The sequence below is a fragment of the Rhizobium sp. 05N49 genome, assembly GCF_056396805.1.
Map to the genome: position 1 here is coordinate 62,729 of NZ_JBFTME010000016.1, position 25,164 is coordinate 87,892.

General features: G+C 58.0%; 31 protein-coding genes, 1 tRNA gene and 1 pseudogene. 21 read left to right on the forward strand and 12 right to left on the reverse strand.

Annotation, left to right across the window (positions count from 1 at the left end; genetic code table 11):
• Window positions 1-9: 9 nt before the first annotated feature.
• From AC1DF8_RS26525 to AC1DF8_RS26545, 5 genes and pseudogenes are all read right to left on the reverse strand, one after another.
• Window positions 10-615, reverse strand: a complete 606-nt coding sequence (locus AC1DF8_RS26525) for a hypothetical protein (RefSeq protein WP_478155652.1) — start codon at window positions 613-615, stop codon at window positions 10-12.
• Between the two features lie 293 nt (window positions 616-908).
• Entirely contained in the window at window positions 909-1,217 is a 309-nt protein-coding gene (locus AC1DF8_RS26530) for a hypothetical protein (RefSeq protein ID WP_478155653.1), read from the reverse strand.
• Window positions 1,218-1,323: 106 nt separating this feature from the next.
• Window positions 1,324-1,644 (reverse strand): hypothetical protein, encoded by a 321-nt coding sequence (locus AC1DF8_RS26535; RefSeq protein WP_478155654.1) that lies wholly within the window; start codon window positions 1,642-1,644, stop codon window positions 1,324-1,326.
• A gap of 644 nt (window positions 1,645-2,288) precedes the next feature.
• Window positions 2,289-2,540, reverse strand: a pseudogene (locus AC1DF8_RS26540) (DUF2312 domain-containing protein); the annotation flags it as partial.
• Complete coding sequence (locus AC1DF8_RS26545) at window positions 2,537-2,776, reverse strand: hypothetical protein (protein WP_478155655.1); 240 nt, start codon at window positions 2,774-2,776, stop codon at window positions 2,537-2,539. The pseudogene AC1DF8_RS26540 and the gene AC1DF8_RS26545, both read right to left, overlap by 4 nt.
• Before the next feature lie 83 nt (window positions 2,777-2,859).
• Between AC1DF8_RS26545 and AC1DF8_RS26550 the strand changes: the two genes are divergently transcribed.
• Window positions 2,860-3,594: a peptidase S24 gene (locus AC1DF8_RS26550; RefSeq protein ID WP_478155656.1), complete on the forward strand. Its 735-nt coding sequence runs from the start codon at window positions 2,860-2,862 to the stop codon at window positions 3,592-3,594.
• 1 nt (window position 3,595) lies between these two features.
• Complete coding sequence (locus tag AC1DF8_RS26555) at window positions 3,596-5,455, forward strand: ATP-binding protein (RefSeq protein WP_478155657.1); 1,860 nt, start codon at window positions 3,596-3,598, stop codon at window positions 5,453-5,455.
• Between the two features lie 7 nt (window positions 5,456-5,462).
• Here the strand turns inward: AC1DF8_RS26555 and AC1DF8_RS26560 are convergent, their stop codons facing one another.
• A complete protein-coding gene (locus AC1DF8_RS26560; RefSeq protein WP_478155658.1) occupies window positions 5,463-5,771 on the reverse strand; it encodes a hypothetical protein in 309 nt (102 codons plus the stop codon).
• A 399-nt stretch (window positions 5,772-6,170) separates the two neighbouring features.
• Between AC1DF8_RS26560 and AC1DF8_RS26565 the strand changes: the two genes are divergently transcribed.
• From AC1DF8_RS26565 to AC1DF8_RS26610, 10 genes are read left to right on the forward strand one after another with little or no spacing between them, the layout of a single operon-like run.
• Window positions 6,171-6,428, forward strand: a complete 258-nt coding sequence (locus AC1DF8_RS26565; RefSeq protein WP_478155659.1) for a hypothetical protein — start codon at window positions 6,171-6,173, stop codon at window positions 6,426-6,428.
• Window positions 6,421-6,639: a hypothetical protein gene (locus tag AC1DF8_RS26570; protein WP_478155660.1), complete on the forward strand. Its 219-nt coding sequence runs from the start codon at window positions 6,421-6,423 to the stop codon at window positions 6,637-6,639. The genes AC1DF8_RS26565 and AC1DF8_RS26570 overlap by 8 nt, the downstream gene beginning before the upstream one ends.
• Window positions 6,636-6,848 carry a hypothetical protein gene (locus AC1DF8_RS26575; protein ID WP_478155661.1) on the forward strand — a complete coding sequence of 71 codons (213 nt, stop codon included), beginning with the start codon at window positions 6,636-6,638 and terminating at the stop codon, window positions 6,846-6,848. The genes AC1DF8_RS26570 and AC1DF8_RS26575 overlap by 4 nt, the downstream gene beginning before the upstream one ends.
• Window positions 6,832-7,854: a hypothetical protein gene (locus AC1DF8_RS26580; RefSeq protein ID WP_478155662.1), complete on the forward strand. Its 1,023-nt coding sequence runs from the start codon at window positions 6,832-6,834 to the stop codon at window positions 7,852-7,854. The genes AC1DF8_RS26575 and AC1DF8_RS26580 overlap by 17 nt, the downstream gene beginning before the upstream one ends.
• Window positions 7,851-8,093, forward strand: a complete 243-nt coding sequence (locus AC1DF8_RS26585; RefSeq protein ID WP_478155663.1) for a primosomal protein N' family DNA-binding protein — start codon at window positions 7,851-7,853, stop codon at window positions 8,091-8,093. The genes AC1DF8_RS26580 and AC1DF8_RS26585 overlap by 4 nt, the downstream gene beginning before the upstream one ends.
• A complete protein-coding gene (locus AC1DF8_RS26590) occupies window positions 8,090-9,064 on the forward strand; it encodes a recombinase family protein (RefSeq protein WP_478155664.1) in 975 nt (324 codons plus the stop codon). The genes AC1DF8_RS26585 and AC1DF8_RS26590 overlap by 4 nt, the downstream gene beginning before the upstream one ends.
• A 1-nt stretch (window position 9,065) precedes the next feature.
• Window positions 9,066-9,476: a recombination protein NinB gene (locus tag AC1DF8_RS26595; protein ID WP_478155665.1), complete on the forward strand. Its 411-nt coding sequence runs from the start codon at window positions 9,066-9,068 to the stop codon at window positions 9,474-9,476.
• Window positions 9,473-9,745: a hypothetical protein gene (locus tag AC1DF8_RS26600; RefSeq protein ID WP_478155666.1), complete on the forward strand. Its 273-nt coding sequence runs from the start codon at window positions 9,473-9,475 to the stop codon at window positions 9,743-9,745. Before AC1DF8_RS26595 ends, AC1DF8_RS26600 begins: the two co-directional genes overlap by 4 nt.
• Window positions 9,742-10,035: a hypothetical protein gene (locus tag AC1DF8_RS26605; protein ID WP_478155667.1), complete on the forward strand. Its 294-nt coding sequence runs from the start codon at window positions 9,742-9,744 to the stop codon at window positions 10,033-10,035. The genes AC1DF8_RS26600 and AC1DF8_RS26605 overlap by 4 nt, the downstream gene beginning before the upstream one ends.
• Window positions 10,032-10,436 (forward strand): hypothetical protein, encoded by a 405-nt coding sequence (locus tag AC1DF8_RS26610; RefSeq protein ID WP_478155668.1) that lies wholly within the window; start codon window positions 10,032-10,034, stop codon window positions 10,434-10,436. The genes AC1DF8_RS26605 and AC1DF8_RS26610 overlap by 4 nt, the downstream gene beginning before the upstream one ends.
• A gap of 233 nt (window positions 10,437-10,669) precedes the next feature.
• Here the strand turns inward: AC1DF8_RS26610 and AC1DF8_RS26615 are convergent, their stop codons facing one another.
• A complete protein-coding gene (locus AC1DF8_RS26615) occupies window positions 10,670-10,951 on the reverse strand; it encodes a hypothetical protein (protein WP_478155669.1) in 282 nt (93 codons plus the stop codon).
• A 385-nt stretch (window positions 10,952-11,336) separates the two neighbouring features.
• Between AC1DF8_RS26615 and AC1DF8_RS26620 the strand changes: the two genes are divergently transcribed.
• Window positions 11,337-12,602: a hypothetical protein gene (locus tag AC1DF8_RS26620; RefSeq protein WP_478155670.1), complete on the forward strand. Its 1,266-nt coding sequence runs from the start codon at window positions 11,337-11,339 to the stop codon at window positions 12,600-12,602.
• Window positions 12,603-13,152: 550 nt separating this feature from the next.
• Entirely contained in the window at window positions 13,153-13,539 is a 387-nt protein-coding gene (locus tag AC1DF8_RS26625; RefSeq protein WP_478155671.1) for a KTSC domain-containing protein, read from the forward strand.
• A 54-nt stretch (window positions 13,540-13,593) separates the two neighbouring features.
• Here the strand turns inward: AC1DF8_RS26625 and AC1DF8_RS26630 are convergent, their stop codons facing one another.
• Window positions 13,594-13,887, reverse strand: coding sequence for a hypothetical protein (locus AC1DF8_RS26630; protein WP_478155704.1), 294 nt, complete (start codon window positions 13,885-13,887; stop codon window positions 13,594-13,596).
• A 118-nt stretch (window positions 13,888-14,005) separates the two neighbouring features.
• On the opposite strand from AC1DF8_RS26630, the gene AC1DF8_RS26635 reads away from it, so the two are divergent.
• From AC1DF8_RS26635 to AC1DF8_RS26655, 5 genes are all read left to right on the forward strand, one after another.
• Window positions 14,006-14,080, forward strand: a tRNA-Asn gene (locus tag AC1DF8_RS26635).
• A gap of 334 nt (window positions 14,081-14,414) precedes the next feature.
• A complete protein-coding gene (locus AC1DF8_RS26640) occupies window positions 14,415-15,302 on the forward strand; it encodes a helix-turn-helix domain-containing protein (RefSeq protein WP_478155672.1) in 888 nt (295 codons plus the stop codon).
• A gap of 166 nt (window positions 15,303-15,468) precedes the next feature.
• The gene (locus AC1DF8_RS26645) at window positions 15,469-15,870 is read left to right on the forward strand and encodes a GlcG/HbpS family heme-binding protein (protein ID WP_478155673.1); all 402 of its coding nucleotides are present in this window, start codon (window positions 15,469-15,471) and stop codon (window positions 15,868-15,870) included.
• A gap of 37 nt (window positions 15,871-15,907) precedes the next feature.
• Window positions 15,908-16,717: an SDR family oxidoreductase gene (locus AC1DF8_RS26650; RefSeq protein WP_478155674.1), complete on the forward strand. Its 810-nt coding sequence runs from the start codon at window positions 15,908-15,910 to the stop codon at window positions 16,715-16,717.
• A 78-nt stretch (window positions 16,718-16,795) separates the two neighbouring features.
• Window positions 16,796-17,344 carry a nuclear transport factor 2 family protein gene (locus AC1DF8_RS26655; protein WP_478155675.1) on the forward strand — a complete coding sequence of 183 codons (549 nt, stop codon included), beginning with the start codon at window positions 16,796-16,798 and terminating at the stop codon, window positions 17,342-17,344.
• Window positions 17,345-17,527: 183 nt separating this feature from the next.
• Here AC1DF8_RS26655 and AC1DF8_RS26660 read toward each other — a convergent pair whose 3' ends face one another.
• The 3 genes from AC1DF8_RS26660 to AC1DF8_RS26670 all read right to left on the reverse strand — a co-directional run bounded on the left by AC1DF8_RS26660 (window position 17,528) and on the right by AC1DF8_RS26670 (window position 21,911).
• Window positions 17,528-20,362, reverse strand: coding sequence for an AAA domain-containing protein (locus AC1DF8_RS26660; protein WP_478155676.1), 2,835 nt, complete (start codon window positions 20,360-20,362; stop codon window positions 17,528-17,530).
• An 84-nt stretch (window positions 20,363-20,446) separates the two neighbouring features.
• Window positions 20,447-20,962 (reverse strand): hypothetical protein, encoded by a 516-nt coding sequence (locus AC1DF8_RS26665; RefSeq protein ID WP_478155677.1) that lies wholly within the window; start codon window positions 20,960-20,962, stop codon window positions 20,447-20,449.
• 289 nt (window positions 20,963-21,251) lie between these two features.
• A complete protein-coding gene (locus tag AC1DF8_RS26670) occupies window positions 21,252-21,911 on the reverse strand; it encodes a peroxiredoxin (protein WP_018114238.1) in 660 nt (219 codons plus the stop codon).
• 277 nt (window positions 21,912-22,188) lie between these two features.
• Between AC1DF8_RS26670 and AC1DF8_RS26675 the strand changes: the two genes are divergently transcribed.
• Window positions 22,189-22,986, forward strand: coding sequence for a creatininase family protein (locus tag AC1DF8_RS26675; RefSeq protein ID WP_478155678.1), 798 nt, complete (start codon window positions 22,189-22,191; stop codon window positions 22,984-22,986).
• Here the strand turns inward: AC1DF8_RS26675 and AC1DF8_RS26680 are convergent, their stop codons facing one another.
• On the reverse strand, window positions 22,987-23,937 hold the full coding sequence (locus AC1DF8_RS26680) for a LysR family transcriptional regulator (RefSeq protein WP_112545164.1): 951 nt from the start codon (window positions 23,935-23,937) through the stop codon (window positions 22,987-22,989).
• A 183-nt stretch (window positions 23,938-24,120) separates the two neighbouring features.
• Between AC1DF8_RS26680 and AC1DF8_RS26685 the strand changes: the two genes are divergently transcribed.
• The gene (locus tag AC1DF8_RS26685; RefSeq protein WP_112968593.1) at window positions 24,121-25,137 is read left to right on the forward strand and encodes an ABC transporter substrate-binding protein; all 1,017 of its coding nucleotides are present in this window, start codon (window positions 24,121-24,123) and stop codon (window positions 25,135-25,137) included.
• Window positions 25,138-25,164: the final 27 nt, after the last annotated feature.

A 25,164-nucleotide genomic window follows, 5' to 3' on the forward strand; every position in this document is an offset into this window, starting at 1 on the left:
CCAGCGGCCTTATCCCTGAGCCACATCGCGATCGAGTGCCGCCGATCGAAGCTGAGCCATCTGACGAAGAGCGGCGGTTTTCTTGATGTATTCAGCATGCTCGTTCCTCGCCTTGCGCAGTGCTTCCGCCGTCTCGTAGAGCTCGACCATCTGGAAGTGCTTCACGGTGCGGCTCTCGTTGTTCCACCACCCTCTCAGGCGGCGCTCGGTCCATTGGTTTTCGGGATCGTCTCGATGAGGGAACCGCGCTCGCAATTCCCGGCAAGCGGAGCGGAACATGTCGCCGATGTGGCGCCTCGCTCCGATTTCCGCGATCAAGAAGTTCGCTGTTGCTACGTCATCCATCTGCCTACTCACGCCCTGTTTTCGTTTCCCCGGATTCCCGGGTGACTTTTCCGACATGTGGTTCTCGCCCTGTGCAAAGTTGCTCTTGTTCAAGGAGGCACCGATGCGCAGGACCGATTCTGAAAACGACAGAGGAGAAAGCCTTGCCGGGCCTTCGCCCTCGGTCGCCGGCCCGCCGCGTGGGCATGCCGTCATTCCATTCCGCAGAACCGACACATCCGCCGCGTCCGGTTCTGCTGCAGGTGGCGATCCGCCTTCGCCACCTGACAATTGGGAACCTCTTGTCTCAGTCACTGACGCCGTCGTCTTGCGTCTGGCGAATAAGAGGGTCCGCATAAAGGTGACTGGTCCAGGCGCTCGGGAGAGTGGGGGTAACCTGGACCAGTCGTGACGGGCGGGAGGAGGTGCCCGTCAGTTCGTGTTCGCGGGGTGCCGGCTACGGTGCAAACCCGCGTTCTCTTCGTGGCGGATCTTTCCCGACAGAAGAGCGGGAGCGATCGCCATCGCCGCGCAGAAGAGGAATCCGAAGATGACAAGGGCGAGGAATATCGGGCCAAGAGCGCTCATGCCGGCACCTGCTCAGTCTTCGGCGTCAGCAACGCCTTGAAGATGGAGATGTCGGTCTTGCGCTCGGCCACAGGCCGGAACGCTTCCGCATCGAACGACACCTCGGTCATCCCGCCCTGGTACATGAGGACAGGGTTGCGGATCTCCGCGAGCCTGACGAACGTCAGCTTATAGCGATCGTCAAACTCAACGGTCCGGAGAGTGTAGACCTTGCCCTGTTCAGGATATCCGACCCCGGCGTATCTATCCCTCGCGAAGTCGTCCCTGACGCAAACAACCTTCTGCTCTACTCGGAAATTGCACATGGCTATTTCGCTCCCGGTCTTGAAACTTGCTTTCGGTCGAGCCCGACGCCGCGTTCAATGGCGCGTTGGGCCAGTGCATCGATGGAGGTTGGATGGAGGATCGGCGTCATGGGTGCGCCTCCCGAAACTCATGCTTGGTGATCATGAACGGCTGCATGCCGTTCTCGACGAGAACGCGGTCGATCTCGCGGATGGCCTGCACTCGGCCCAGACGCTTCGGCCTGCCCTTCGATCCGATCTTGTGGACGATGTAGAGCTTTCGGTCCGTCCGGAGCTCGTAGCCGAAGCTCTTGAAAACATCTCGGAGATAGATCCAGTCGCTGGTGAAGCCGCGATCGAACTTGCGGATTTCGCCGCCCCTCGAAGTGAAGTCGATAATCATCGACGTCAGCGCGGCGCGGGATTTGATGTGCGGAGCGGTGATCATGCTGCCACCTCAACTTGCTTGGATGCCCGAAGGCAGGAGGCACAGTGCGTACTGCCGTAGCCGCCGCAGTTGTCGCCGGGGTTCCGGCAGAGAGGCCGAAGGGGCTTCTTGACCGACTGGACGGGCACACCATCCAGCCGGTTGTTCAAGGTATGGGTGTCCTGCTGTCGCCCGGACGCGCGCTCTACGCTGCGGTCTACATCGTCGCCTCCTGTGTTGGCGCCGACGCTTCCATCACTGGCTACAGTGCCAATCATTTCCGCGTCGAGGCTGTGGCGTCCGGCACTCGCATCGAGAGCCGTGTCTTTCTCAGGATTGGATGCAGGGACAGGAGACGAATCTACCTGCTCTCGGTCGCCCTGCCGCCCGCCGTCAGTCGTTCCGGCCTTGGGAGACCGCTGACGGTCTGCATCTCCTTCGGTCCGATCCTCCGCCTCAACAGAAGACCTCCCCTTGGCCTCGCCTTCCTCTTCGAGGTTCGTGTGGAATTCTTCTTCCGCCTCTTCGCGGGCAATCATGATATCGACGGCGGCGATAAGTGCCTTGCGACCGATCTCGGTCTGCATGCCGGTGACGATGGTCTGGGCGAGCTTGGGATCGATCAGCTCTCCGGTTTCCGGAGGATGCGGCTCTTCAAACAGATCCGGCTGCGAGATCATGCCGAGGGCGTGCAGATAGGTATCGAGGATCGCCTCCTCTTCCATCCGCTCCATCTCGTCTTTCTTCCGGAGCGCAATCACCTTTTTCATCATGGCAGGGATGAAGCCCATGCCCTTGGCTTCCGCATAGACATCCTTGATGTCGTCGGCGATCGTCTTCTTTTCTTCTTCGAGACGTTCGATGCGCTCAATGAAGGCGCGGAGTTGGTCACGAGCTACGCCGCGTGCTTCGGTCATGCTGAAACAGCCTTCCTGGAAGAGGTGTGACGATTGGCAAGCCACTTCCAATCGATGCCCTTGATGGCTTTCCGGCTCGCGGCGGCAATGACGCCATCCCAGTGCCGGGGCGATATGCTTTCTCGCAGCCTCATCTGTCGGGCCGCCTCGTACCCGCAGCCGACGTCAGCTGCGAACTCGCCGATGGTTTCCCACTCGTCAATAAGGGCTGAAATGGAAGAAGGTGTTTTACTCATGACCGATATCGTACAAAAGGTACGACGTATTGACAAGAGTAGATCGTACACATTGCACGATAATTTTCGGCCATAATGTACGAATGGAACTACCGAAGGACAGATTGAAGCGCGCACGCGAGGCGGCAGGCTTTCAAAGCCCGACCGACGCGGCCAACGCGTTTCCCCGTGAAATCAACAAGAACACCCTGATCAGCAATGAAAACGGGAACCGCGCTATCTCGAAGAAAGCGGCGGAGAAATACGGCGAGCTCTTTGGGGTAAAAGCAGGCTGGATTCTGTTCGGGGACAGTGGCGAGGAAGGATCTCCGCCCGTCATCAGCGAGATCACGTTAAGCCGCGTTGGCATGGTCGCTGGCCGCGTAGCCGGCGTCGTCGAGGCTGGCACCTTCCGTGAGATCGACGAGTTCGACCAATCGGAATCCATTGAGGTGATGCTTCCCCGCGACGAAAGGTTTCCAAATGCGCGCCAGTTGGTCTTCGATTGCAGCGGCGACAGCATGAATGACCTGCGCCCTCGCCCCATATTTTCAGGCGACCGTCTGGTATGTCTGTCCTACGAGGATATCGAGCACCAGGTCGAACTGCGCTCTGGGATGGTGGTGGTAGTCGAACGAACGCGAGACAGCGGGCACTTCCGCGAATGGTCGGTAAAGCAACTTGAGCTGTTCCCTGATCGAGCAGAGTTCCATCCGCGCTCAACAAACCCAAAGCACAAGCCGATTATCGTCCAGCGGAAACATGATACTGATGACGGCGTGACGGTCCAGGTCATAGCCATTGTAAGACGCGTGATGAACGAAATGCCAGGATTCTGAGATGATACTGCCAGGATCCGCCTCAGATCTCATCAAAAGGCTTAACGAGGTTGACGAATCTGAAGATCTTGAAGCTAAGGCGATAAGCGGGGCCGACCCAGGGAAATCCCTATACGAAACAATATGTGCCATGGCGAACGAGCCCGAGCTGGGCGGTGGCGTTGTTCTGCTCGGCGTCTCGCGGGAAATGGGACTGTTCCCGTTATACACTGCCACGGGCGTCAGAGATCCCGATAAGCTTAGCAGTGATATCGCCTCCGCCTGCAATTCGCTGTTCAATTCGCCAGTCCGTGTCAGCATTACTCCGGAAAAAGTTGGCAAAAAGATAGTTCTGAAGATCGCCGTCCCCGAATCCGGCAAGGCGCAAAAACCTGTTTACTTCAAAGCCACGGGTTTGCCTAAAGGCGCATTTCGGCGGTCTGGACCAACAGATGTCCGCTGTACCGATGAAGATCTCACGGCATTCTTCATCGATCAGAGTCATGAGTCAGCTGATAGCCAGATCGTTAAGGACGCGTCGTGGAACGATCTGGATAAAAACGCCATACAAGCTTACCGCAGATTTCGGAAAGAAGCCTATCCAGCAGCAGCCGAGCTGGAAATGAGCGACGAAGACATGTTGGAAGCACTTGGTGCTGTCAGGATCCGCGATGGGAGAATTCGTTGCACTCTCGCGGGACTTTTGCTGTTCGGAACCCAAGCCGCGTTACGACGACAATTTCCCAGCATGCGGTTCGATTATATCCGTGTCCCCTCTCTAGGATGGGCTGAGGACACCGATATGCCTTTCGAAGCTTTGGAGATGCGTGGGTCACTGCTTCTTGTCGCGCAGAAGATCATGGCTGCTATAGCAGACGACCTGCCGAAAGCATTCAAGATTGAAAATCACCAGAGCGGCCAGCGCACAGAAACCTCGGTCTTGCCATTTCGTGTTATCCGCGAGGCGGTGGTGAACGCCTTGATGCACAGAAACTATCGGGTCAACAAGCCGGTCCAAATTCTGAGATACCCAAACCGCCTAGTTATCAAAAACCCTGGATATTCATTGAAAGCTGAGGAAAGGTTTGATGAATCCGGATCTGCAATAAGAAATCCGGTGGTGGCCGAAGTACTCCACGAAACTCGCTACGCGGAAACTAAAGGTAGTGGCATCCGCGTGATGAAGAGATTGATGGAGCAAAGCGGGCTGGCCTCTCCCACTTTTGATTCCGACAGGACGCTCGACGAATTTACGGCGACCTTCTTGTTCCATCATTTTCTGGACGAAAAGGATGTTGCGTGGCTATCTAACTTCAAATCGCTAGACCTCACGCAAGACCAGATGAAGGGAATGATTTTCCTTCGCGAGGTTGGTGCTATCAGCAACTCGATTTACCGGGGATTGAATTCTGTAGACACGCTGACAGCTTCGAAGAGCCTAAGAAAACTACGCACTCTGGATTTGATCGTGGAGCCCCTTACAGGGTCTAAAAACACCTACGTGCCAGGTCCTGCGTTCGCCAAGCTCGCTAACAAGGATGGTTCAACTACTAAGAGCATCGCTACCATGGATGCTAAGACAGATGACGTGGAGCCAAACAGGTTCTTACAAGTCATCATGTCGGAAATGCCCGACAAGCTCAGAAAGGATGTGCTTCTGGCGCAACTTCAAGCGCGCCTAAAGCCAGAGACTGCGATGGACCTGATTGTTCGCCTGTGCAAGTGGAGAGCATTGTCACTGGCGGAGATCGCTAGGCTCCTTGATAAGTCTTCTGCGCACGTTTCGACGAAATATGTTCAATCGCTCGTCGCGGAAGGGCGCCTGCAGTACACGTACCCTGAAATGGTTCAGCATCCTCATCAGCAGTACACCGCAAAATAACGGTCTCTCACGCAGCGAAGTGCCTTAAACCGTTGACATCGAATTCACGGCACGCATCGGCGATCTCCTGCACAAACCAACGCTTTGGCGGCAAGCACATGTAGCTTCTGCCGTCATCGCCAAGGAAGTTCATGATCGGTAGAACACAGAACTCCTCGTCATCCCCGACCGGCGCGAACGGCCCGACTTTGAAGCCATAGCCGGGGAAGCGGCAGATCAAGTGATGCTCTAGACGCTCCTTGACCGCCGCAACTGCCGCCCGCCGCTCAAACGGCGGGACGATGATGAATTCGAGTACTTCTCGCTCAGTCGTCATAAGCGTTAGCTCCTGTAATCCCTACTAGCCGGCCGATGACGCTTCCGCACGGCTGGCACCTGAATGTGAGCTGTCCGAGGAAAGCGCTCTCGATCAACTCTTCTGCGTCTCGCGGCACGTCGTCGCCGACTGGCAACTCCACCGTTCTTTCGCTGTCTCTCATGCAGTTCTCGCACCGGATATGGAGCATGAACCATGCCGATCCCTTGAGTGCCGCCAACCCCATTCCGTTCTCCTTTCGTTCTTATGAAAGCAGAAGCGGTTTCGAGAGTCGAATCGATTCTCTTGGATCGGAAAAGTTTTTGCACCGCTCAAAATCGTACAAAATGTACTTGCTTTGATATCGTACATAACGTACGTTCACTCATCGGCAAAACGCCACGGCGACGAGGATGAGCAATGCAGCACTTCCCGAACATCTCAACGGAACAATCCAAGCGTGACGCTCGCTGGAACGCAGCGCGCACCATTGCCGACTGCAACGCCTACATGGCGATCGAAGCCCAGCGCATGGGCGCCCTCGCCGCGCCGTACATCGAAGCCAATGCCTGGAAAGGCCCGTTGTGGGTCCGTGGGGCGATCTCCGCCCGTCGCGGTCACTACGACTATGCCCGCCAGATCATGGGCATCACCGACAAGGATCAGTTCTATGCGTAACGTCTCTTATGCCGAGGCGCTGCGCGCCCTGAACAACCTGGCCTACGACGCGGCCAAGTCCTGCCCGACCGAAGACGGCAAGCGCCAGCTGCGCCAGATTTGCTTCCAGCTTGACGCCCTCGTCGAGGCACTGCCGAGCCGTCTGTCCGACTTCCGCGGCGAGGTTCCGGCGCTTCAGTCTGCTCTCGTCGAGGGGGCACGGCTTCCATGAGCGACATCCAAGCCCGTTTGGCAGACATCAACGCCCGCGCCGCCGCCGCTCAGGCTGCACGCGACCGGCAGTTCTACGCCCTCGTCTCCTACCACATGCTGGTGATCTTGGGCGGCCTCTTCCTCTTCGTATCGATCCCCAGCTGCAACGAAGGCCTTCGCCGCCAGCAGCTCGCCAACCAGGAGAATGTGAATGTCAGCAGCCGTTGATAATGCGAACCTGTGGCACTGGTGGCAGGAGGCTCTGGAAAGTCGCGTCGGCCCGATCCACGACGGCGACCCGCAGCAGGGGTACTATCGCACCCGCTTCAAGGACAAGCCGTGGGAGCCCGTCGCCATCTGGTTCGAAGACGGCAAGTGGCATGCGATGCGCGGTGAGCGTCAGGTTGATGCTTCTGACATTTGGACGTGGTGCTGCCGCAACCCGATCAGCTACGAAGCCTATACCAAGGCGATCGAGGGCGCGGGCTGGGATGATGAGCCGGAAACGCCGGCGATCGGCCACAACCTGCCGACCGATCCTCTCGAAGCTTTGCAGGTCGAGTTCGCCGCAGAGCGCGAGCAGGCAGAAGCCTTCCTGAAGAAGCCGATCACGACGCAGGCTGGGGCCGACCGGGCCGCGATCTGGTCGAAGCGTCTGTCGACGATCGCTAAGAAAGCCACCGACCTGCACAAGGTCGAGAAGCAGCCTCACCTCGACGCCGGCCGATCGGTCGACGACAAGTGGCGCGCCCTCAAGGATGAGCCCGACGCGATCAGCAAGAAGCTGAAGCGCCATATGGACGCCTTCCTGCAGGAGGAGGCCCGCAAGGAGCGCGAGCGCCAGGCTGCGGCCCGTGCCGAAGCCGACCGCATTCAGCGCGAGGCCGACGCTGCACGCGTCGCAGCGGAGAAGGCTGCGGCGAAGAACGACAACGACGCGGCAGCTATCGCTGCGCAGAACAACGCCATCGCCGAAGCCGAGCGCCTTGCCCAGCAGGCGGCGGCAGCCGAGCGCGATGCGCAGGCCCGCAACGCCAGCGCCGGTCGGACGGGCGCCAAGGTTTCGCTCCGCACCTTCGTCTTTGCCGAGATCACCGATTTCGACGCGCTGCTCATGGCTCTGAAGGATCGGGCCGAAATCAAGGAAGTCGTCGAGACACTCGCCAACCGCGCCGCCCGCTCGGGCGTTGAGCTCGCCGGCATGGCGATCCGTTCGGAACAGAGGGCTGCATGATGACCGAAGCACCCGCACTCCTCGTCGCCGCCGTGAAGTTCAAATGGCAGAAGGACGACAAAACCTACGACTACTTCATCCCGGCCGAGCTCACGGTCAACGTCGGCGACAAGGTCGTCGTCGAGACCGGTCGCGGGGAAACCACCGTCGAGGTCATGGCTATTAAGCCCGAATCCGAGATGGCGCAGAAGAAGATCGTTCGCCTCGTCGAGCCCGAAGCCGCAGGAGAAAAGGCATGAATAGCCATGTCCCAACCCTCACCGGCGGCGGCAATGTCCTCGCCATCGTCCCTCAGACCTTCGAGGAGACGCTGCGCATCGCACGAGCTGTGTGCGCCTCCGGTCTGGCACCGTCGGCACTGATCGGCAAGCTGGAGGGCGATGATGCGGCGGCCGCTGTCGCTGTGGCTATCATGTCCGGAGCCGAGCTCGGCCTAAAGCCAATGGTGAGCCTTCGCAGCTTCACCGTGATCAACGGTCGACCTGCCCTATACGGCGATGGTCTGATCAATGTCGTCCGCATGTCTGGCAAGGTCGCCTATCTCCGGACCGGTTGCGAAGAGCGCAGCGGCAAGATGGTTGGCTTCTGCGAGGCCAAGCGGCTCGACACCAGCGAAGAGAAGCGCGTCGAGTTCAGTCAGGCCGATGCCGAACGGGCCGGACTGTGGCAGACCAAGGCCACGGTCGTGAAGTGGAACAAGTGGGACAAGAAGAACGAGGAGAAGCCGAACGACAGCCCTTGGTATCGGTTCCCGCAGCGCATGCTGGCGTGGCGCGCTGCTGGCTACTGCCTCCGCGAACTGTTCGGCGACGTGCTTGGCGGTATCCGCGACGAGTTCGAAGTCCGTGAGATCGCCGACGCCGAAGAGATGCGCGATATCACCCCGGCCGCTGAACCGGTCGAGAGCAAGTCGACACCGCCCAAGCCTCCAAAGCCGCCCGCTCCTCCCTCCAAGACGATCGAGGCCAAAGCCGAGCCAGAGCAGCAGCCCATGGACGAACCTGCAAGCGAGTTTTCGCTCGGTGACTTCCTCGACGAGATCGAGACCGCCCTCGCCGGCGCAAAGGACGAGACCAGCGTCGAGGAAGTCTGGACCGACTTCGACGCGCCGGCCGTGCTGGAAAGCGAAGGCCACGCAGACATGATCGAAGCCGCCTTCGCGATCAAGTCGCGCCGCCTTGCCGCGCTGTCTCCGCTCAATGGAGGCTGAGATGGGCAGAGCGCTTCTCGTCCTCGCGAACGACCACTTTCGTCAGAAGGCAATCGACTGGATTCAGCGCGCGCCCAGAGACACCCGTGTCGAGTTCAAGGGACCGAAGCGCACCACCCCCCAGAATGACCGTATGTGGGCGATGCTCACCGACCTTTCTCTCCAGCTCGCCTGGTACGGCCAACAGCTCACGCCTGACGATTGGAAGTTCGTGATGCTCGACGCGCTGCGTCGGGAAAGGTCCGAGCAAGTCCGAATGGTCCCGAACATCGACGGGAGCGGCTTCGTGCCGCTCGGCACTTCGTCATCCGACCTTTCGAAGGAAGAGATGACCGACCTCATTGAAATCATCTTCGCCTTCGGCGCGCAGCATGGCGTCGAGTGGTCTGAGCCTAAAGGAAAAGCGGCATGATCGACTGGCAGAAGACCGCCTCTCACACCATCGGCGAGGTTCACCGTAACCTGCCGGCAGATGCCGATCTCGCCACCCGCAAGAAAGCCCTGCGCGCCGCTCGCCCATGGGAGTTCGCCTCGACGAGCTGGGGCCGGAAGGTCTGGGCGAAGCACTCCCGCAAATACCTCGAGAAATTTGGCCTGCCGCCTCTGAAGGCGAAGACCGTCGAAGATCAAATGTCGCCGCTTGAGCGGCTGATGGCGAAGAGCATCGGGAGGCATTCATGACCTGGAAGGTCCAGAGAACGTCACAGCGAATTGATGTCGATGCCAACCTCGACGACTTCGACGAGCTGCAGCTGTTACAGGCGCTTATCGACGCGAAGTGGATCACCGAAGGTGAAGCTTCAGTCATCCAAAAGCGCGCTGCGACCAAGGAGAAGGCAAACGTCTTCAACAGCACTGACGCCGATGAGCTTTTGGAAGCGGGCGACCACCTTCGCCGCGGCAACCGCCACGAAGCGCTGATCCACCTCGAAAGGTTCCTTGGACGGGACTGGATTGGAGCGCTTCAGTGATGGCCTACGCAATCCGCCGACTACCTACAGCCTTCGCCGACACTCGCCGCGCAAAGGAAGTGACAGAAATCCGCGACCCTCGCCACCTGGCTTGGATGGCCTCGCTTCCCTCTGTCATTTCGGGCGCCTTCGGCTGCGAGGCAGCTCACGTCAACTTCCCAGACAAGCGCTTCGGAAAGCACATGYGCGGGAAAGGCACGAAGGCCGGCGACAACTGGACGCTCCCTCTTCTCCCCGAAGAGCATCGCACCGGCCCCGACGCCCAGCACAAAACAGGCCACGAGCAGGCTTGGTGGGAATACCACGGCATCGACGCCAACACCCTAGCCGATCGGCTCTGGCGCGTGTCAGGCGACACACAGGCTGCGATCGAGATCATCGTGGAGGCTACGCGCCGATGACTGCTGTCACCCCACCCCCCGTTTCACAACTGCTGTTGGTCAGCGGGTGCACGTATAAACACTCAGCCACAAGCGCCAACGATCCGTCTGCTTATGATGGTGTAAGTATCTTCCCCGGTGAGGGCAGAGTCAACATCAAGTGGCCCAGATCTGACGCTTATACCGAACCGCCGAAACGGCAGGAGCCGGAGAGTGGCTTACCCTCCGGCTCCATGGGGCGAAATTGGGTTCAGTTAGCGGCAGACATTGGTCGTGCGCGTGACTCGCTCACCATACCGATACGTCGTTACCTGTTTGGTGAAGCAAGACGGGTGGCGCCGGTATTCTTCGCGGACCATTCGTGCTCTCATCCCACGGTGACCGTTATGCCAGCCACGGTGCTCGCCACGTTCCCAGCCGCGATGCAGGCCCGGACCGTCATCAGTACGAATGATGATGCTGTCCGCATAGGAAGCGGCCGGGGCGGCAATGACGGACGAAAAAGCCAGAGCTACAGCAAGAATGATTTTTTTCATTGGGCTTTACCTCGAGTTATTGGACCGCGGTTAAATGATTGCCTGGTCTTTGGGTTCCACCAAAAAACTCACCTCGGACTTCAGTCTGAAGAGACGCCAGACCATCGGCGCACCTGTGGACAACCCCTGTGGAAACCGGGGAGACAATGACTAAGCACGCTGAAATCCCCACCGGCTGCTGGCCTGCTGTCCTCAGGGACGAGCATGCGGCCGCCTACGCTGGCGAGAAGACGGTTGACGCCTTCCTGAGCCGTGTGGGAACGATATGGCCGAAGCCGTTCATTGACACCGGCACAGRCAAAGGGAAGTTCAGSGCGTGGCGGAAGATCGATCTGGACAGGGCRATCGACCCRGGAAGCGTAAGCGGCGTGCCGGAGGCATAYTGATGGTGCCYGTGGAAATGCCGCGGTACACGTCCTTCAAGACGCTCGCCAGTGGCTCGACCGGCTATTACTGGACCTGCCCTAGCCTGTACCGCAAAGCCGGCTGCCCCTATCTGAGCGCCGCGCTCGGCGAAAACCTTCCCCAAAACGAATTAATCGCAGCCGCGAAAGTCTGGAATGACCGCCTCGACGCTTGGAAAGCCGAGCGGAACCCCATGGAGCCGGTTGAGACGCTATCAAAATACGGCACCGTCGAGTGGCTTCAGAACGCCTACCTGAAGCACGATTCCTTCCTCGAACGCGTGTCAGAGTTCAGTCGTCCAGATTACAAGCGCGTGCTCGATCGCGTCTGCGATGCGAAGATCAAGCGAGAGTCGACCGGCGAAGAACTCCGCGTCGGTGACATCAAGATCATGAACATAGCCGTAAGCACGGCAGAGAAGATCTACCACGCGTTTTCCGGCGATGGAGGCAATCGGACAGGGGAAAAGGTCGTCACGTACTGCAAGGCGATGTGGAAGCGAATGAAGCCACATCATCCTGAGCTGTTCAGAGCCGACACACCGAACCCGTGGGAAGGCGTTACCCTCAAGCGGCGGAAGAAGACCACCAAGGGCCACGTTGACCGCGAGACCGTCTACGCCTTCGCGAACGGCGCCATCACACACGATCGCGGGGAATTGGCCGCAGCTGCCGTGCTGGCCTTCGAGTGGCTCATGCGGCCCTCCTCGATCGGCGCCGGCTACGCGCCATGGACCGGATACCGGGCTTCTGATCACCCGGACAAGATTCGCCTAAAGCATCGGAAGACGGACGAGCTCGCCCTGCACCCGCTCGAATATCTCGACGAAGAGACGGGAGAGCTCATCAAGCTCTACGAAGATGCAGAGAAGATCCTCGCCCAGACGCCGCGCTACGGCACGTCGATCGTGTGCAAGAAGAATGGCCAACTTTTCGGGGATGGGACCTACCTCGCCCACGAGGTTCGAGAGATGGCCGACAAGCTCCGCGACGACGGCGAATCGATTCCGGTCGGGTTCAGCCTGGACAAATGCCGGCATGGCGGGATGACGGAATTGGAAGAGAGCGGGCTGACCGAAGGACAGGGTCGAGTGCTATCAAAGCACAAGACGGCAGCGGCCTATCGGGGCTATGCGAAGGAGACGGAAAAGCGTGTCCTGGAGGCCACGAAGAAGCGTTTCGGTCATTCTGAACAGCCGAAATTTATGAACAAAATCAATGGTGGTAAAAACGGGAAAAAGGCGTGATTTCGGCGCTCTTATTCAGAACGACCATTGATTCTGTTGACTTTATCGGGGATTTGCAGTCCTCTGCGTCACCACTCCGCCACGAGGCCTCACAGGCTGTCATGCTAGCCGTGGCGAGCGTTTAGAATGATCGTAAGGAAATCGCAAGAGGGCTTTCCAAAAACATTTCCTGCAATTTCAAACTCCGGCCACATAAGGCTCGTAGTGATCAAGGACCGATCCGGTGTCTGAGGACGCCGCGACAGCCGCAGGCGCAGCTGATGATAAAAGGTCCATCGTGATGGAAATTCGGGCGGCGCTGAACAACAATTAGGCTAACAGCTGCCCAGTCCGCAACCATAAGTCTATCGGCCGCGCAAGAGACAGATCTTAGCGAGATTAGCCTGTCGCCTATATTTATCCCTAGGGAACGATCTGCGATCACAATGATCGCCTTCACCTTCACTATATTAGCTAAACCGAAATTTAACTTCAAACATTAGTAACAAACTCTTAACTTGACTTTCAGAATCGTCATTCCATCCTACCTCTGGGAGAGACAGGAGTTGAAATGAATTGGGTGCCTTTGAATTCCAAGCAGATTCGCGCTGTCTCCTACGACCCAGAGACTCAGGTTCTTCATGCCAAATTCGCCGGCCGCAGCTCAGTGCGGCATGTCGGGGTGCCGCCGCATATTTATGACAACCTCGTCGAAACCAGCGACCCGGAATTTTACTATAAATATTATCTGGAGCCTTCGCGTATCGAGAGCGGCTGGCAGAAAGCCAATCTCAGCTCCCACGCGGTAAAGCTGCTGATCATTCTCATCGGCGTGCTCGCGATAACGGCGACGGCGCTCGAGGAGAATGGCGAACTGCCAACTCACCTGTCGGAGATTACAGAAACAGGAGCAATCTCTCCAGCTCCGACTGCAAGCCCTGCTGTCTCACCGCACTGACGGATCCAAGGCTGCGCTGCGGCGCTGATTCTCTCGGCATAGCCGCATACGAACTTACGCGGGCCGCTTCCGGCGATGCCACCAGACGGCCAAACGGCGCCGCCATCTGCGTGCTATCGGCAAGTCGTGAGACAGGACGATGAAGCCCAGCGGCAGCATCCAGAATCCCAGAATAGGCAAAAAGCCAAGGAAACCGCCGAAAATGAGGACCATTCCAGTCATCATGCGTGCGATAYGCGAGCGCGGCATCGGCACCCGCAGCGAGCCGAGAACAAGCTTGCCATCCCTGTGATCGATGCCGAAACGCTTTTCTCCGGCCTTTTTCGGCCCATTTTTGCTGCTAGTCATCCACAAGAGATGGGCCCAAGCGCTGCAAATACAAGCTGATTTCATTTTTTTGAAAAAACTGCTTGGCAAATCGGGAAAGCATTTGTATTACCCCGCTCACGCCGCGGCCAAGCGGTGATCCCTGGTAGCTCAGCGGTAGAGCATTCGACTGTTAATCGACAGGTCGCCGGTTCGAATCCGGCCCGGGGAGCCAGTTTCAGAGATAAGCGCCTGTTTTCGTAGATCATTCCGAAGCAGGCGCTTTCTCGATACCTCTCCCGTCAGTTTTCGCCGATCAGCCGATAAAATCTCGACGTCCGTCGCCGACATGCTGACAGCAGCCCTTTCGGCTATCGCACTTGCGCTCGCCTGAATTTTCGTCAAAATCCTGATTGCAGTGCGCGGGCTCCCGATATCAGCGCGCCTGTGCCCGAAATTTTCATTCATAAATCAAAAAAAGAATTGCAGATCGCAACGTAGTGGCGGCACTCAGCCCCTCGCGCTTATCAGTCCAAATTTCCAGCCTATCTTCACGACGAGGATGCGACATGGATTTCGACGCATCGCAAGGCGACAGAAAATATCCGACCAGTCAGCAGGTGGGCGGGCTTGTTGAATGTTCGGGCCTGCAGGTCGAGCTCCGGCGTTTCGATCCGGGCTGGCAGGTCGACCTTACGCTCGAATGCACGGAGATAGCCGTCCTTTTGTCGGGTCAGTCGAAGATCAGATGGACAGGCGACGGTCACCGGCGGGAGGCTATCGCCCGACCGGGCGTTGCCTGGGTATGTCCAGCTGGCGTCAATGAGAGCGCTGTTGAGATTGTCGGCACCATGCCCGAGTCCCTGCACATCTTCCTGCCGCCATCACTCGTAGCCGAGAGTGCATTTTCAAACTTTGATATCGACCCGGCCAGGGCGCAAATCGCGTACGCGGGCGGCGTCCCCGATCCGGTAATCTTGCAACTGGGCGAGCTCTTTCGTGGCGTGCTGAATCGCAAACTGGAAGCAACGGACCGGCTGTTTCTCGATGGGATCCAGCTGGCGCTGGCGGCGCATTTGCTCGGGACCTATTCGTCCGCCCGCTGGCATCCGCCGACGCGGACACCCACCATCGATCCGAAGAGGCTGAGGCGCGTCCTCGATTTCATCGAGGCGCGCATCGCGGCGGAGATATCGCTGGAGGACCTTGCGGCCGAGGCCTGCCTCAGCCCCTTCCACTTTTCCCGCGTGTTTCGCGCAGCCACCGGCCTTGCGCCGCATCGCTATGTCACCGAGCGACGGATCGAGGCAGCCAAGGAGAAGCTGCGGCTCGCGCAGTCTTCGCTGGTGGAGATCGCCATCGATACCGGCTTCGGCTCGCAGGCAAACTTCACCCGCGTCTTCCGCAAGATGACGGGGCTGACGCCGGGCCAGTACCGCGCGCTTTTCACCTCATAAGCGACCCATCCACCTTCCTGAGGCGCTTGCCTGTTCCCCTTGCGCGTCCGTCAGGCGCAAGATTTGCACATAGTGCAGCAAGAGATGGAAATACGGCACGCGACTTCCAGCCTAAACCTGTCGCATCGAACGGGGCCGCCCCTGAACGATGAGAGGAGACAGGGACATGATCACCATCGAAGAGGCCCGCAGAGTCATCGCTGCCGGTGAGGCGCGGGCAAGGGAAATCGGCGTTCCCGCCAATATCGCGGTCCTCGATGCGAGCGCCCACATAAAGGCGTTTGCACGCATGGACGGCGCCCTGCTCGGCTCCATCGACATCGCCGTCAACAAGGCCCGGACTGCTGCGCTATTTTCCATGCCCACGGAAACGATCGGCGAATTCTGCAAACCCGGCGGTACATCGTTCGGGTTGGAGCAGACCAATGGCGGCCTCGTCGTCTTCGCAGGCGGCATCCCCCTTACCGATGGACGCAACATCGTGGTCGGCGCCGTCGGCGTGTCCGGAGGGGCAGTCGCCCAGGACCTCGACATTGCCCAGGCTGCAGCAGCCGCCATCGCCGTCTGAAGTATTTTCAACCCCAAGCGCATCGAAGGAAGTCATCATGACGAAGACCATTCTCATCACTGGCGCAGGCTCAGGCTTCGGCAAGGCTGCCGCCCTCGGCATGGCCAGGAACGGCCACACCATCATCGCGACGGCGCAGGTCTCCTCGCAGGTCACGCCGCTGCGCGAAGAAGCCGCCGCCCTCGGCCTGGAAAACTTCCACGTCGAACGCCTCGACCTCACCGACCCCTACGATATCAAGCAGGCGCAACGTTGGGATTTTGACGTTCTCTGGAACAATGCCGGCATGGGCGAAGCCGGTCCGGTCTGGGAAATCCCGGTCGAGCTCGTGCGCAAGAACTACGAAGTCAACGTCTTCCTGCCGCTGGTACTGACCCAGGGCGTCGTTCAGCGCTGGATCCGCGAAGGCAAGAACCATGGCAAGAAGGTGGTCTTTACCTCCTCGATGGGCGGCCTTTTCACTCCGGCCAACTGGGGGACCTATGTCTCTACCAAGCACGCTCTGGAATCGATCGCCGAAGCGCTGCAGCAGGAACTCGGCCCCTACGGCATCAAGATCCAGACGATCAATCCGGGTGCCTATTACACCGGCTACAACGAAACGATGGCCGACAATCCGTTCCGCTGGCTCGATGACAGCAAGAACTTTACCAAGCGGGCCGAACTGCGCAGCGGCTTCGACGACTTCTTTGCCACCCCCGAAGGCAAGATGGACCCGGCGGAAATGATCGACCGTATGATCGAGATCGTCCCGGCCGATACCGGCAAGTTCCGCAACGTCGTCCCGAAGGTCATCGAGGACATGCTTAAGGAGCATCAGCTCAAGGCCTGGGAAAACCGGATCTAAGCAGATCACCGGCGGCAAGCGCCGCAAGCGGCACCTGCCAGTGGGTGCCGCGTCGTCGATCCAACTCAGGAGGAAGGCATGTCCATCACCGCAAGCGCAACGCTCCACAGCCCGGCACCCTTTGTTCGTCGTATCTTCAACGCTGCCCTCGGCATCGCAGCCGCGATCCTGGCCCTGATCGGGCTCGAAGCCCGCGCCGCCTCGCAGACGCTCACCGAAACCGAGCGCCGCAACAAGGCGGCGGTCGAGGCCGGCTTTGAGGCATGGGCATCAGGCACAGGCAGCCCTTACGACCTTCTCGCCGACGACGCCCGCTGGACGATCGAGGGCTACTCGCTGGCATCGAAGACCTATCCGAGCCGCGAGGCGTTCCTGCGCGAGGTGATCCGGCCGTTCAACGCGCGCATGAAGGCCCCGCTGAAACCCGTGATCCGCAACGTCTATGCCGACGGCGACACCGTGATCGTCTTTTTCGATGCCCGCGGTATCGCCCGGGACGGGAAACCTTACGTCAATACCTATGCCTGGTTCCTCGACATGCGCGACGACCGTATCGTACGCGCCTCGGCCTTCTTCGATTCCGTCGCGTTCAACGACTTCTGGACGCGTGTGACGCCTTCAGAATAGGCAGGGACCGACCGCAGTTCCAAAGTGGCGCAATCAGAAACGTCCAAACAGGACTTGATCTCGCTCGGACAGGGCCCGAAAGCGACGTAATCTACTTTGGAAATCAACGGAGATTACTATGCCAACCGAGACGATTATCTGTTTGTATGAGCTGCGACGACACTCGACTGAGCAGTAGTGGCCTCATCGAGCGATTCGGCTTCTCAGACTGTTTTTCAAGATTGAAATTTCGGTCTCGAGATGGGCACCTTTATAGACAATCGAGGTTTCGTGCCTTGCGTATCCCCCAGATCGATGAGCACTGCACCAGTTGAAGGATCCGACCGCGAGAAGATTTTCGTCGGCCCAGACGAGTTTGCTGTGAAGCTGCTCAACACCTTGCAGAGAAACGCCCTGCGCAGACAACAGGTCACCTGCCTCCGCAAAAGTGTCTCGATTTGCCGCGCCGCGCGTCAGGATCGGATCTGCGAAAATCTCAACCTGAACGCTACGTTCCCTAGCTCTTCGGATGGCGGGAAGAAAGCCGACCTGCTCCATCGTGGCTATATTAATCCATGGCGATACTATCGTCAGATTTCGTTTTGCGTCCGCAAGTGCCTTCAGCATGAACGCATCGTGATCGGCGGCATCCCGAAGGACTTCGATCGACGCAGAATTTGGCGACAAATCGGCACGGACCTGCGCTTCGAATGCGAGTTCATTTTGCTGACTGTCAAATAAGAAGCGAGCCAACAAACCTCTCGGCGTTCCCGCCGCCGCGCCGGCGAAGTTATCCATATCGCCAAAGACCACAAATGAATCTTTTGCCCGGGAGACTGCAACATTCAACATACTCGGCGATAGGTCGATAAATCCACCATCGGCATGTTTGGAATAGACTGGCGAGAAAATCACGACCTGTCGCTCAGCTCCCTGGAGAGCGTGCACCGTACCGATGGTGATTCCGTCTTCTTTTCCAACGTTGATGCCTATTTCTTCGCAAGCTCGACGGATCTCTGACACTTGGCGACCGAACGGCGTGATGATGCCGACGGTTTTCTCAATAGGTTTCCCATATCGTTGTCCAAGGTCTGCCGCATTCGCGGCCAACCAAGCGGCTATTGTGCGCGCTTCAAGAACGTTGAACCTGCTGCCTCCGGCCTCCTGGGCAATACCGTCCACATGAAGATAGGCCATAGGTCGCATGGCGGCGCCGACGACCGTGCCACGTTTCGGCTGAAGCGTTCCCTTGTAGCAGAGTTCGTTGCAATATCGGATGATATCGTCATAGCAACGTCGGTGCTCAAAGAGATAAAGGCCCCGTTCCAAGCTTTGGTATGGATGGAAGCGGGATGCCGATTGAGCCAGTCTCATCGCACTACCGGTTTTCGACCTGATGCCAACTGCATCAAATCGCCGAAGCGTCGCGAAATCATCAGGGGATGATAGTAGACCCGTGGCGACTAAATTTCCGACGTCAACCGACGACGGAAGGGAAGTGATCGGCTCGATCTGCTGGGTATCTCCGATCACCATGGCTTTCTTCGCTAGCGCAAATGATGGTCCGGCTACTTCTGGCAATGCCTGTCCAGCTTCATCAACAATGAGGAGATCGATGTTGTTGAAAAGATAATTGGTTTGAAAATTGCCCGTGATGTTGTCACGGCAGGTCATTTTTCCGGGGAGAGTTGCAAAAGTCGATACAGCACAGGGCGTGAGCATCATGCGACGACGCCACATCGATAAGACTATGTCGCGGTCATTTTCGCCTTTCTTGTCTTTTCGAATACGTTGAAGCACAGGGAGCGTCTTCTCCATCTCAAGAAGCCACCGCCCCTCCCAGTAGTGAGTTGCCAACAAGAATAGTGGGAAACGCAGCTTCCGATCCGCGACACGATCAAACTCGATGATATCTGGGACGACGCCCACTTTTCCACCTAGACTCGCATACAATTCCTGCCACGCGATCTCCTGCTTGCGCAGCTCCTTTAGGGCCACATCTGCTTCTGTGTAACTCGCCATCGCTTCTTGCGATTTCGACGTGTTGCTACGGACAAAGGCCCTCAGGTCGGCGTCTATATGCTCTATACGTGCTCCATTAATCACAACCTCATCGACCCCTAGCTCCCGGAGGAGCAAACGAGCACGCAACGTGCGTTTTCGAGCAATGGGCGGCAGGAAACTGAAGAGCGAGACGAGCAACGACTCTTGAGCAAGCCAGCCTTCCCATTTGCGCAGCATCTCATTCGTGCGCGTTGTGATGGCCTCGCTTTCGATTTTTGCAGCTAGTCGCGCCTGGACCACCAATTCTGGATTTGCTCCAAGTTTTTTCTCGACCTCAGATCTGGCGCTCGCGAGCCTTTGGTGAACGTCGTCTGCCTGTAAAAGACGACTATTGCCTGCTTGGATGAGCTGGCGCAGAGCATCGACGATCATCGACACTGTGGGTTGCTTCAATGCAGGAAAGGCGACGTGACCAGCACGGAGATAAGCGACACTTGCTTTGGCAAGGTAATCACTGTTTTCGATATCCGCAAAAAACGTCTCAGTCTGATATTTCTTCGAAGCCTCCGCTTCCTTGGTGAAAGAGGCAAGAAATACCCCAAAACTGCGAATGGCCGGTAGCCAACGTCCAGCAAAGGGCCCCTCGCCGCGGCCAAAGTCCTTTCCAAAAGCATCAATGATGTTTGTAACGGCTTGATTGTTGGTCGAAGCTGCGACGATCAAGGCTGGATCGCCACCTTCAAGAGCCGACTTAATCCATGCTCCGGCTATCGCTGATAGCAACAACGTGGTCTTGCCCGTGCCGGGCGGCCCATTGACAGCCAAAATATCTCCCGCGTCGGCCCTAGCTAGGTGTGCGAGGACCTCACGCTGGTGGTCTGCAAGAGGAAAATCCGAGTTCGAATGTCCCAGGCGATCGGCCAACAGATGTGGTGCCTGAATTGTGGCCTCGAGTTTCCGAACTTCGGTCCTTGTAACGTTCGCAAGCAAGCGAGAATCCGGTTGCTTTTCGATTAAGGCGTCGATGAGAGACATGATGCGGGCTACAGCAGCCGAGGTGCCCGCCGCAACCCGTATTAAGCCAGATGGTAACATCTGGTATCCGGGATCATTTTCTGGCTAGTTGTGAGCAACATCGCCCATTAGCTTGCTGCAGTAGGCTCGATACTTCTCCCATAGTTTCGGATCTTCTGGATCTGTTTCGAACGGATGTTCCGTAAGGAAGTGATCCAGGTTTTCAACGCCACCGACTGAAAAGGCGCCAAGCAAGAGCGGATCAAGGATATCGCGGGCTATTCGCGTCGCGCCTGGAATGATCTGGCCTTTGCGCGTCAAAAGCGCTTCGGAAATGATCGGCGCAACCTCCAGCGGCAAGCCGTCGCCACGCTGTACCGCATTGCTGAATCGCCGGCGCATATGCAAAGGTCGATAACTCACGCTGATTTGCTGTACAGTCGAAGGGGTATTGGCAAAAAGAATCTTGACGGTCTTATCGTCAAGACATCCCGTTTTCCCTTCCTCGAAACTGACGACCTTAAACTCCTCCATAGCCCTTTTTGTTAGGCATGCGTCCCCCGACGTACTATCAGCAATAGCGGCACGCCAGTATTTCAGGACGGACAGGTTTGCTTTCATGAAATTGCCTCAGAAAATGATCTATCGTTTGGTGCCTCAGGCTTGACCAAAGTCGAACCAAGTGCACGCGTCGATTTCATCATTGCAACGATTGCGTTAATACGCGGTGTCGTGCTCGCGCATGAAGCTATACGGTATGGATCCGAGGACACGTATAGTTACCACTCTTGCAAGCAACTGCGCCGGAACGAAACGCAAACCGGATACGCCTGGGTAATCTGGAGTACATAAAAAAACGCCCTGGCAGACCAGGGCGTCTTTTGATTGGTCCAGCGTCAGCGCAGCAAACTTACGCCGATGGCTGCTTGGTCTTTCTGAGATACGGCAGAACCGTATCGAAGGAGCCGAAGCGGGCGATGGCGTCTTCGTTGGAGACGGCGGCGGTGATGATGACGTCGTCGCCCTGGTTCCAGTTGGCGGGCGTCGCAACCTGGTGCTTGGCGGTCAGCTGGATGGAGTCGATGGCGCGCAGGATCTCGTTGAAATTGCGGCCCGTCGTCATCGGGTAGGTGAGGATCAGCTTGATCTTCTTGTCCGGGCCGATGACGAAGACGGAGCGCACGGTGGCGTTGTCTGCGGGCGTGCGGCCTTCGGAACTTTCACCGGCACCGGCCGGCAGCATGTCATAGAGCTTGGCGACCTTGAGGTCCTTGTCGCCGATCAGCGGATATTCGACATCGAAGCCGGTCGCCGTCTTGATGTCGTTCTTCCACTTGCCGTGGCTTTCGACCGGATCGACGGAAATGCCGATGATCTTGACGCCGCGCTTCTTGAACTCACCCTCGAGGCCAGCCATGGTGCCGAGCTCGGTCGTGCAAACCGGCGTAAAGTTCTTCGGATGCGAGAAGAGAACCGCCCAGCCGCTGCCGATCCAGTCATGGAACTGAACGGGGCCCTGGGTGGTGTCGGCGGTGAAATCGGGAGCAATATCGTTGATACGTAGGCTCATGGTCGGCCCTCCAATTGCGGATCGTTAAATCTGAGCACTCACAGGCAGTTCTGCGTGCAGATGACTATCTACAGACCTGCGCCGAGCGCGGTCAAACGAAAGCCTTCCTCGAATGGGCCAGCGGCGGAATATTTATTTCCAGCTCCAAAGATGACCTGACATTGGACTACCGGCATCATGCACGCAAAAAGGCAGCGGCGCGCGCGCAAATCGATGCTTTTCGCATGCCGCGTTATTCCCTACTCACTATCGAAGAATGACAAAGAGGGAAGCGGCGATGGCGATACCATTCTATTGGAATGAACTGAACACTTATGATTTTGCCGCTCTTTCCGCCGATACGACCATCGCCATCCTGCCGATCGCTTCGACAGAACAACACGGTCCGCATCTGCCCATAGCAACCGATGTGGCGATCGCCGAGGGCATGCTGGCGGAACTGCGCCGACAACGGCCCGACGACCTCGATATCCTTGTCTTGCCAACCCAGGAAATCGGCAAGGCCAATGAGCATGTCTATGGTCCAGGCACGCTTTCCCTCGGCGCCGAGCTGCTGATCCCCGTCTGGACGGCGATTGGCGCGAAGGTGGCGGAGGCCGGGCTGCGCAAGCTCGTCATCGTCAACTCGCATGGTGGCAATGTCGATATCATGAGCATCGTCGCGCGCGAGTTGCGCGTGCGCCACCAGATGGCCGTCGTTTCCACACAATGGGGCCGCTTCGGCAATCCTGACGGCATGATCAGCGAGCACGAGACACGCTACGGCATTCATGGCGGCGAGGTGGAAACCTCGCTGATGCTGCATTTCCGGCCGGAACTGGTGCGGATGGAGAAGGCTGAGAATTTCACATCGAAGGCTGAATGGATGCGCGAGCAATCGCAGTATATCCAGCCGCTGCCGCCGCATTCGCTCGCCTGGATCGCGCACGATCTCAATCCGAACGGGGTTGTCGGCGACGCCTCGAAGGGAACGGCCGAAAAGGGTGAAGCGATCTGCCGCCATCAGGTGAAGGGCTTTATTGAGCTTCTCCGTGACCTCATGCGCTATCCGCTCTCCAACCTCTATTCGCGATAGTCAGGCAACGACAGGACGCTCGAGCGGGATGTGTCCCTTGGCCTGCAGTTCCTGAACAAGGCCGGCAAGCTCGGCCAGCAAGTATTCAACGAAGAGGCTGGTGGCGGAATCGAGCGGCGCCCGGGCACGGGCAAAGAGCTTCATCGGCTGATGGCGGCTGTGCGGCTCGGCAATCGGGCGGAATACCAGTTCGCCCTGGCGGCATTCGGTGATGACATCAAGCGGGTTCAGCATGGAGAGCCCTGCCCCGCATTTGACCAGTTTCTTCAGCATTTCCGAAGCGTTGGTCTCCAGAACCGGCTCGACAGGAATATCGAGCCTCGCCATTGCGAGGTTGATGACCTCACGCAGGCTGGTGCCCTGCTGCGCAAGCACCAGCCGCTCCTGCACGACATCGGCAAGGCTGATCGGACCGGGCCCGATCAGGGGATGGCCAGGCGGAAGGACGACGCCGATCGGGATATCGAAATTGCCGAGCGTGCGGATGCCGGGTGTGGCCTGAATATTGAAGCCGAGGCCGATATCCACCTCACCCGACAGAACCGGATTGACGGTCATCGTGCCGGCATCGTTGCGCAGATGGATGAAAACGCGCGGATGCTCGGACTGGAAGCGGGCGATGATTTCCGGCAGCGGTCCCGCGGCAAGACCGACCGTCGTCACCAATCGCACCTTGCCGGCCTGCTGCATCTTCAGGCTTTTGATGCGACCTTCCAGCCGCTCGTAGTTCTTCAGAACCTCTCTGATATGCTCGATGCAGAGTTCGCCGGCGGCCGTCAGCCGCAAGCCGCGCGGCAGGCGCTCGAAGAGCGGCGCACCCATTTCCTCTTCGAGAGCCAGTATCTGTCGGTTGATCGCCGAAGAAGCGACGTTGAGACGCGCGGCAGCCTTCCGGATCGAGCCGGTGCGGGCGATCTCGTTGATGTACAGAAGCTTTCTGGAGTGCAGCATCGAGACCTCGTTGCATCGTTTTTAAGCACAGCGCCCAAATTAGGCACAGACATCATGTGAGATGCCAAAAAGGCATCGTTGCGCACGAATTTTGATGCTTTTCAAAGAGCGAAGCAATCGCTCAAATGAAGAAAATCGGGGGCCGAAAACGAGCTTCCAAGGCACCAGAAGGGGAACGCCGCCATGTCCAACAGATTGAAAACATCCGTATTTTCTGCCCTTCTTGGGCTTGGCGGCATGCTTGTCGCCAGTGCACCGGGCCATGCGCTCGACAAGGTCAGCTATGGCACCAACTGGCTGGCACAGGCAGAGCATGGCGGCTTCTATCAGGCCGTCGCCGACGGAACCTATGCAAAATACGGCCTTGATGTCTCTATCGTGCAGGGCGGGCCGAATGCCGCCAACAACGCGCTGCTGATCTCCGGCAAGATCGACTTCTACATGGGCGGGCCGCAGGGCGAAATCTCCGCCGTCGAACAGGGTATTCCGCTTGTCGACGTTGCCGCGATCTTTCAGAAGGACCCGCAGATCCTGATCGCTCATCCTGACGTCGGCATCGACAAGTTCGGGGATCTTGCGAAACTGAAGAGCCTGTTCCTCAGCAAGGATGGCTACCTCACCTATTTCGAGTGGATGAAAGCAAATTTTCCGGGGTTCAAGGACGAGCAGTACAAGCCCTACAACTTCAATCCAGGCCCGTTTCTTGCCGACAAGCAATCCGCCCAGCAGGGCTACCTGACCTCGGAGCCTTACGAGATCCAGAATCAGACCGGCTGGGAGCCGAAGGTCTTCCTGCTCGCCGACAACGGCTATTCGCCCTATTCGACGATGATCACCACGACCCAGCAGATGGTCGATACCAAGCCTGACGTCGTGCAGCGCTTCGTCGATGCCTCTATCGAGGGCTGGTACAGCTATCTCTACGGCGACAACAGCAAGGCCAATGCGCTGATCAAGAAGGACAATCCGGAAATGACGGATGGCCAGATCGCCTATTCGATCGCCAAGATGAAAGAATACGGCATCATCGAGTCCGGCGACGGCCTGGACAAGGGCATCGGCTGCATTACCGACGCTCACTACAAGAAGTTCTTCGACGAAATGGTAGCGATCAAGGTCTTCAAGCCTGAGACCGACTATACCAAAGCCTTTACGACGAAATTCGTCTGCAAGAACGTCGGCGCATCGCTGAAGAAATAAGTCTCCCAAGGCGGGCCTGTCGCCACC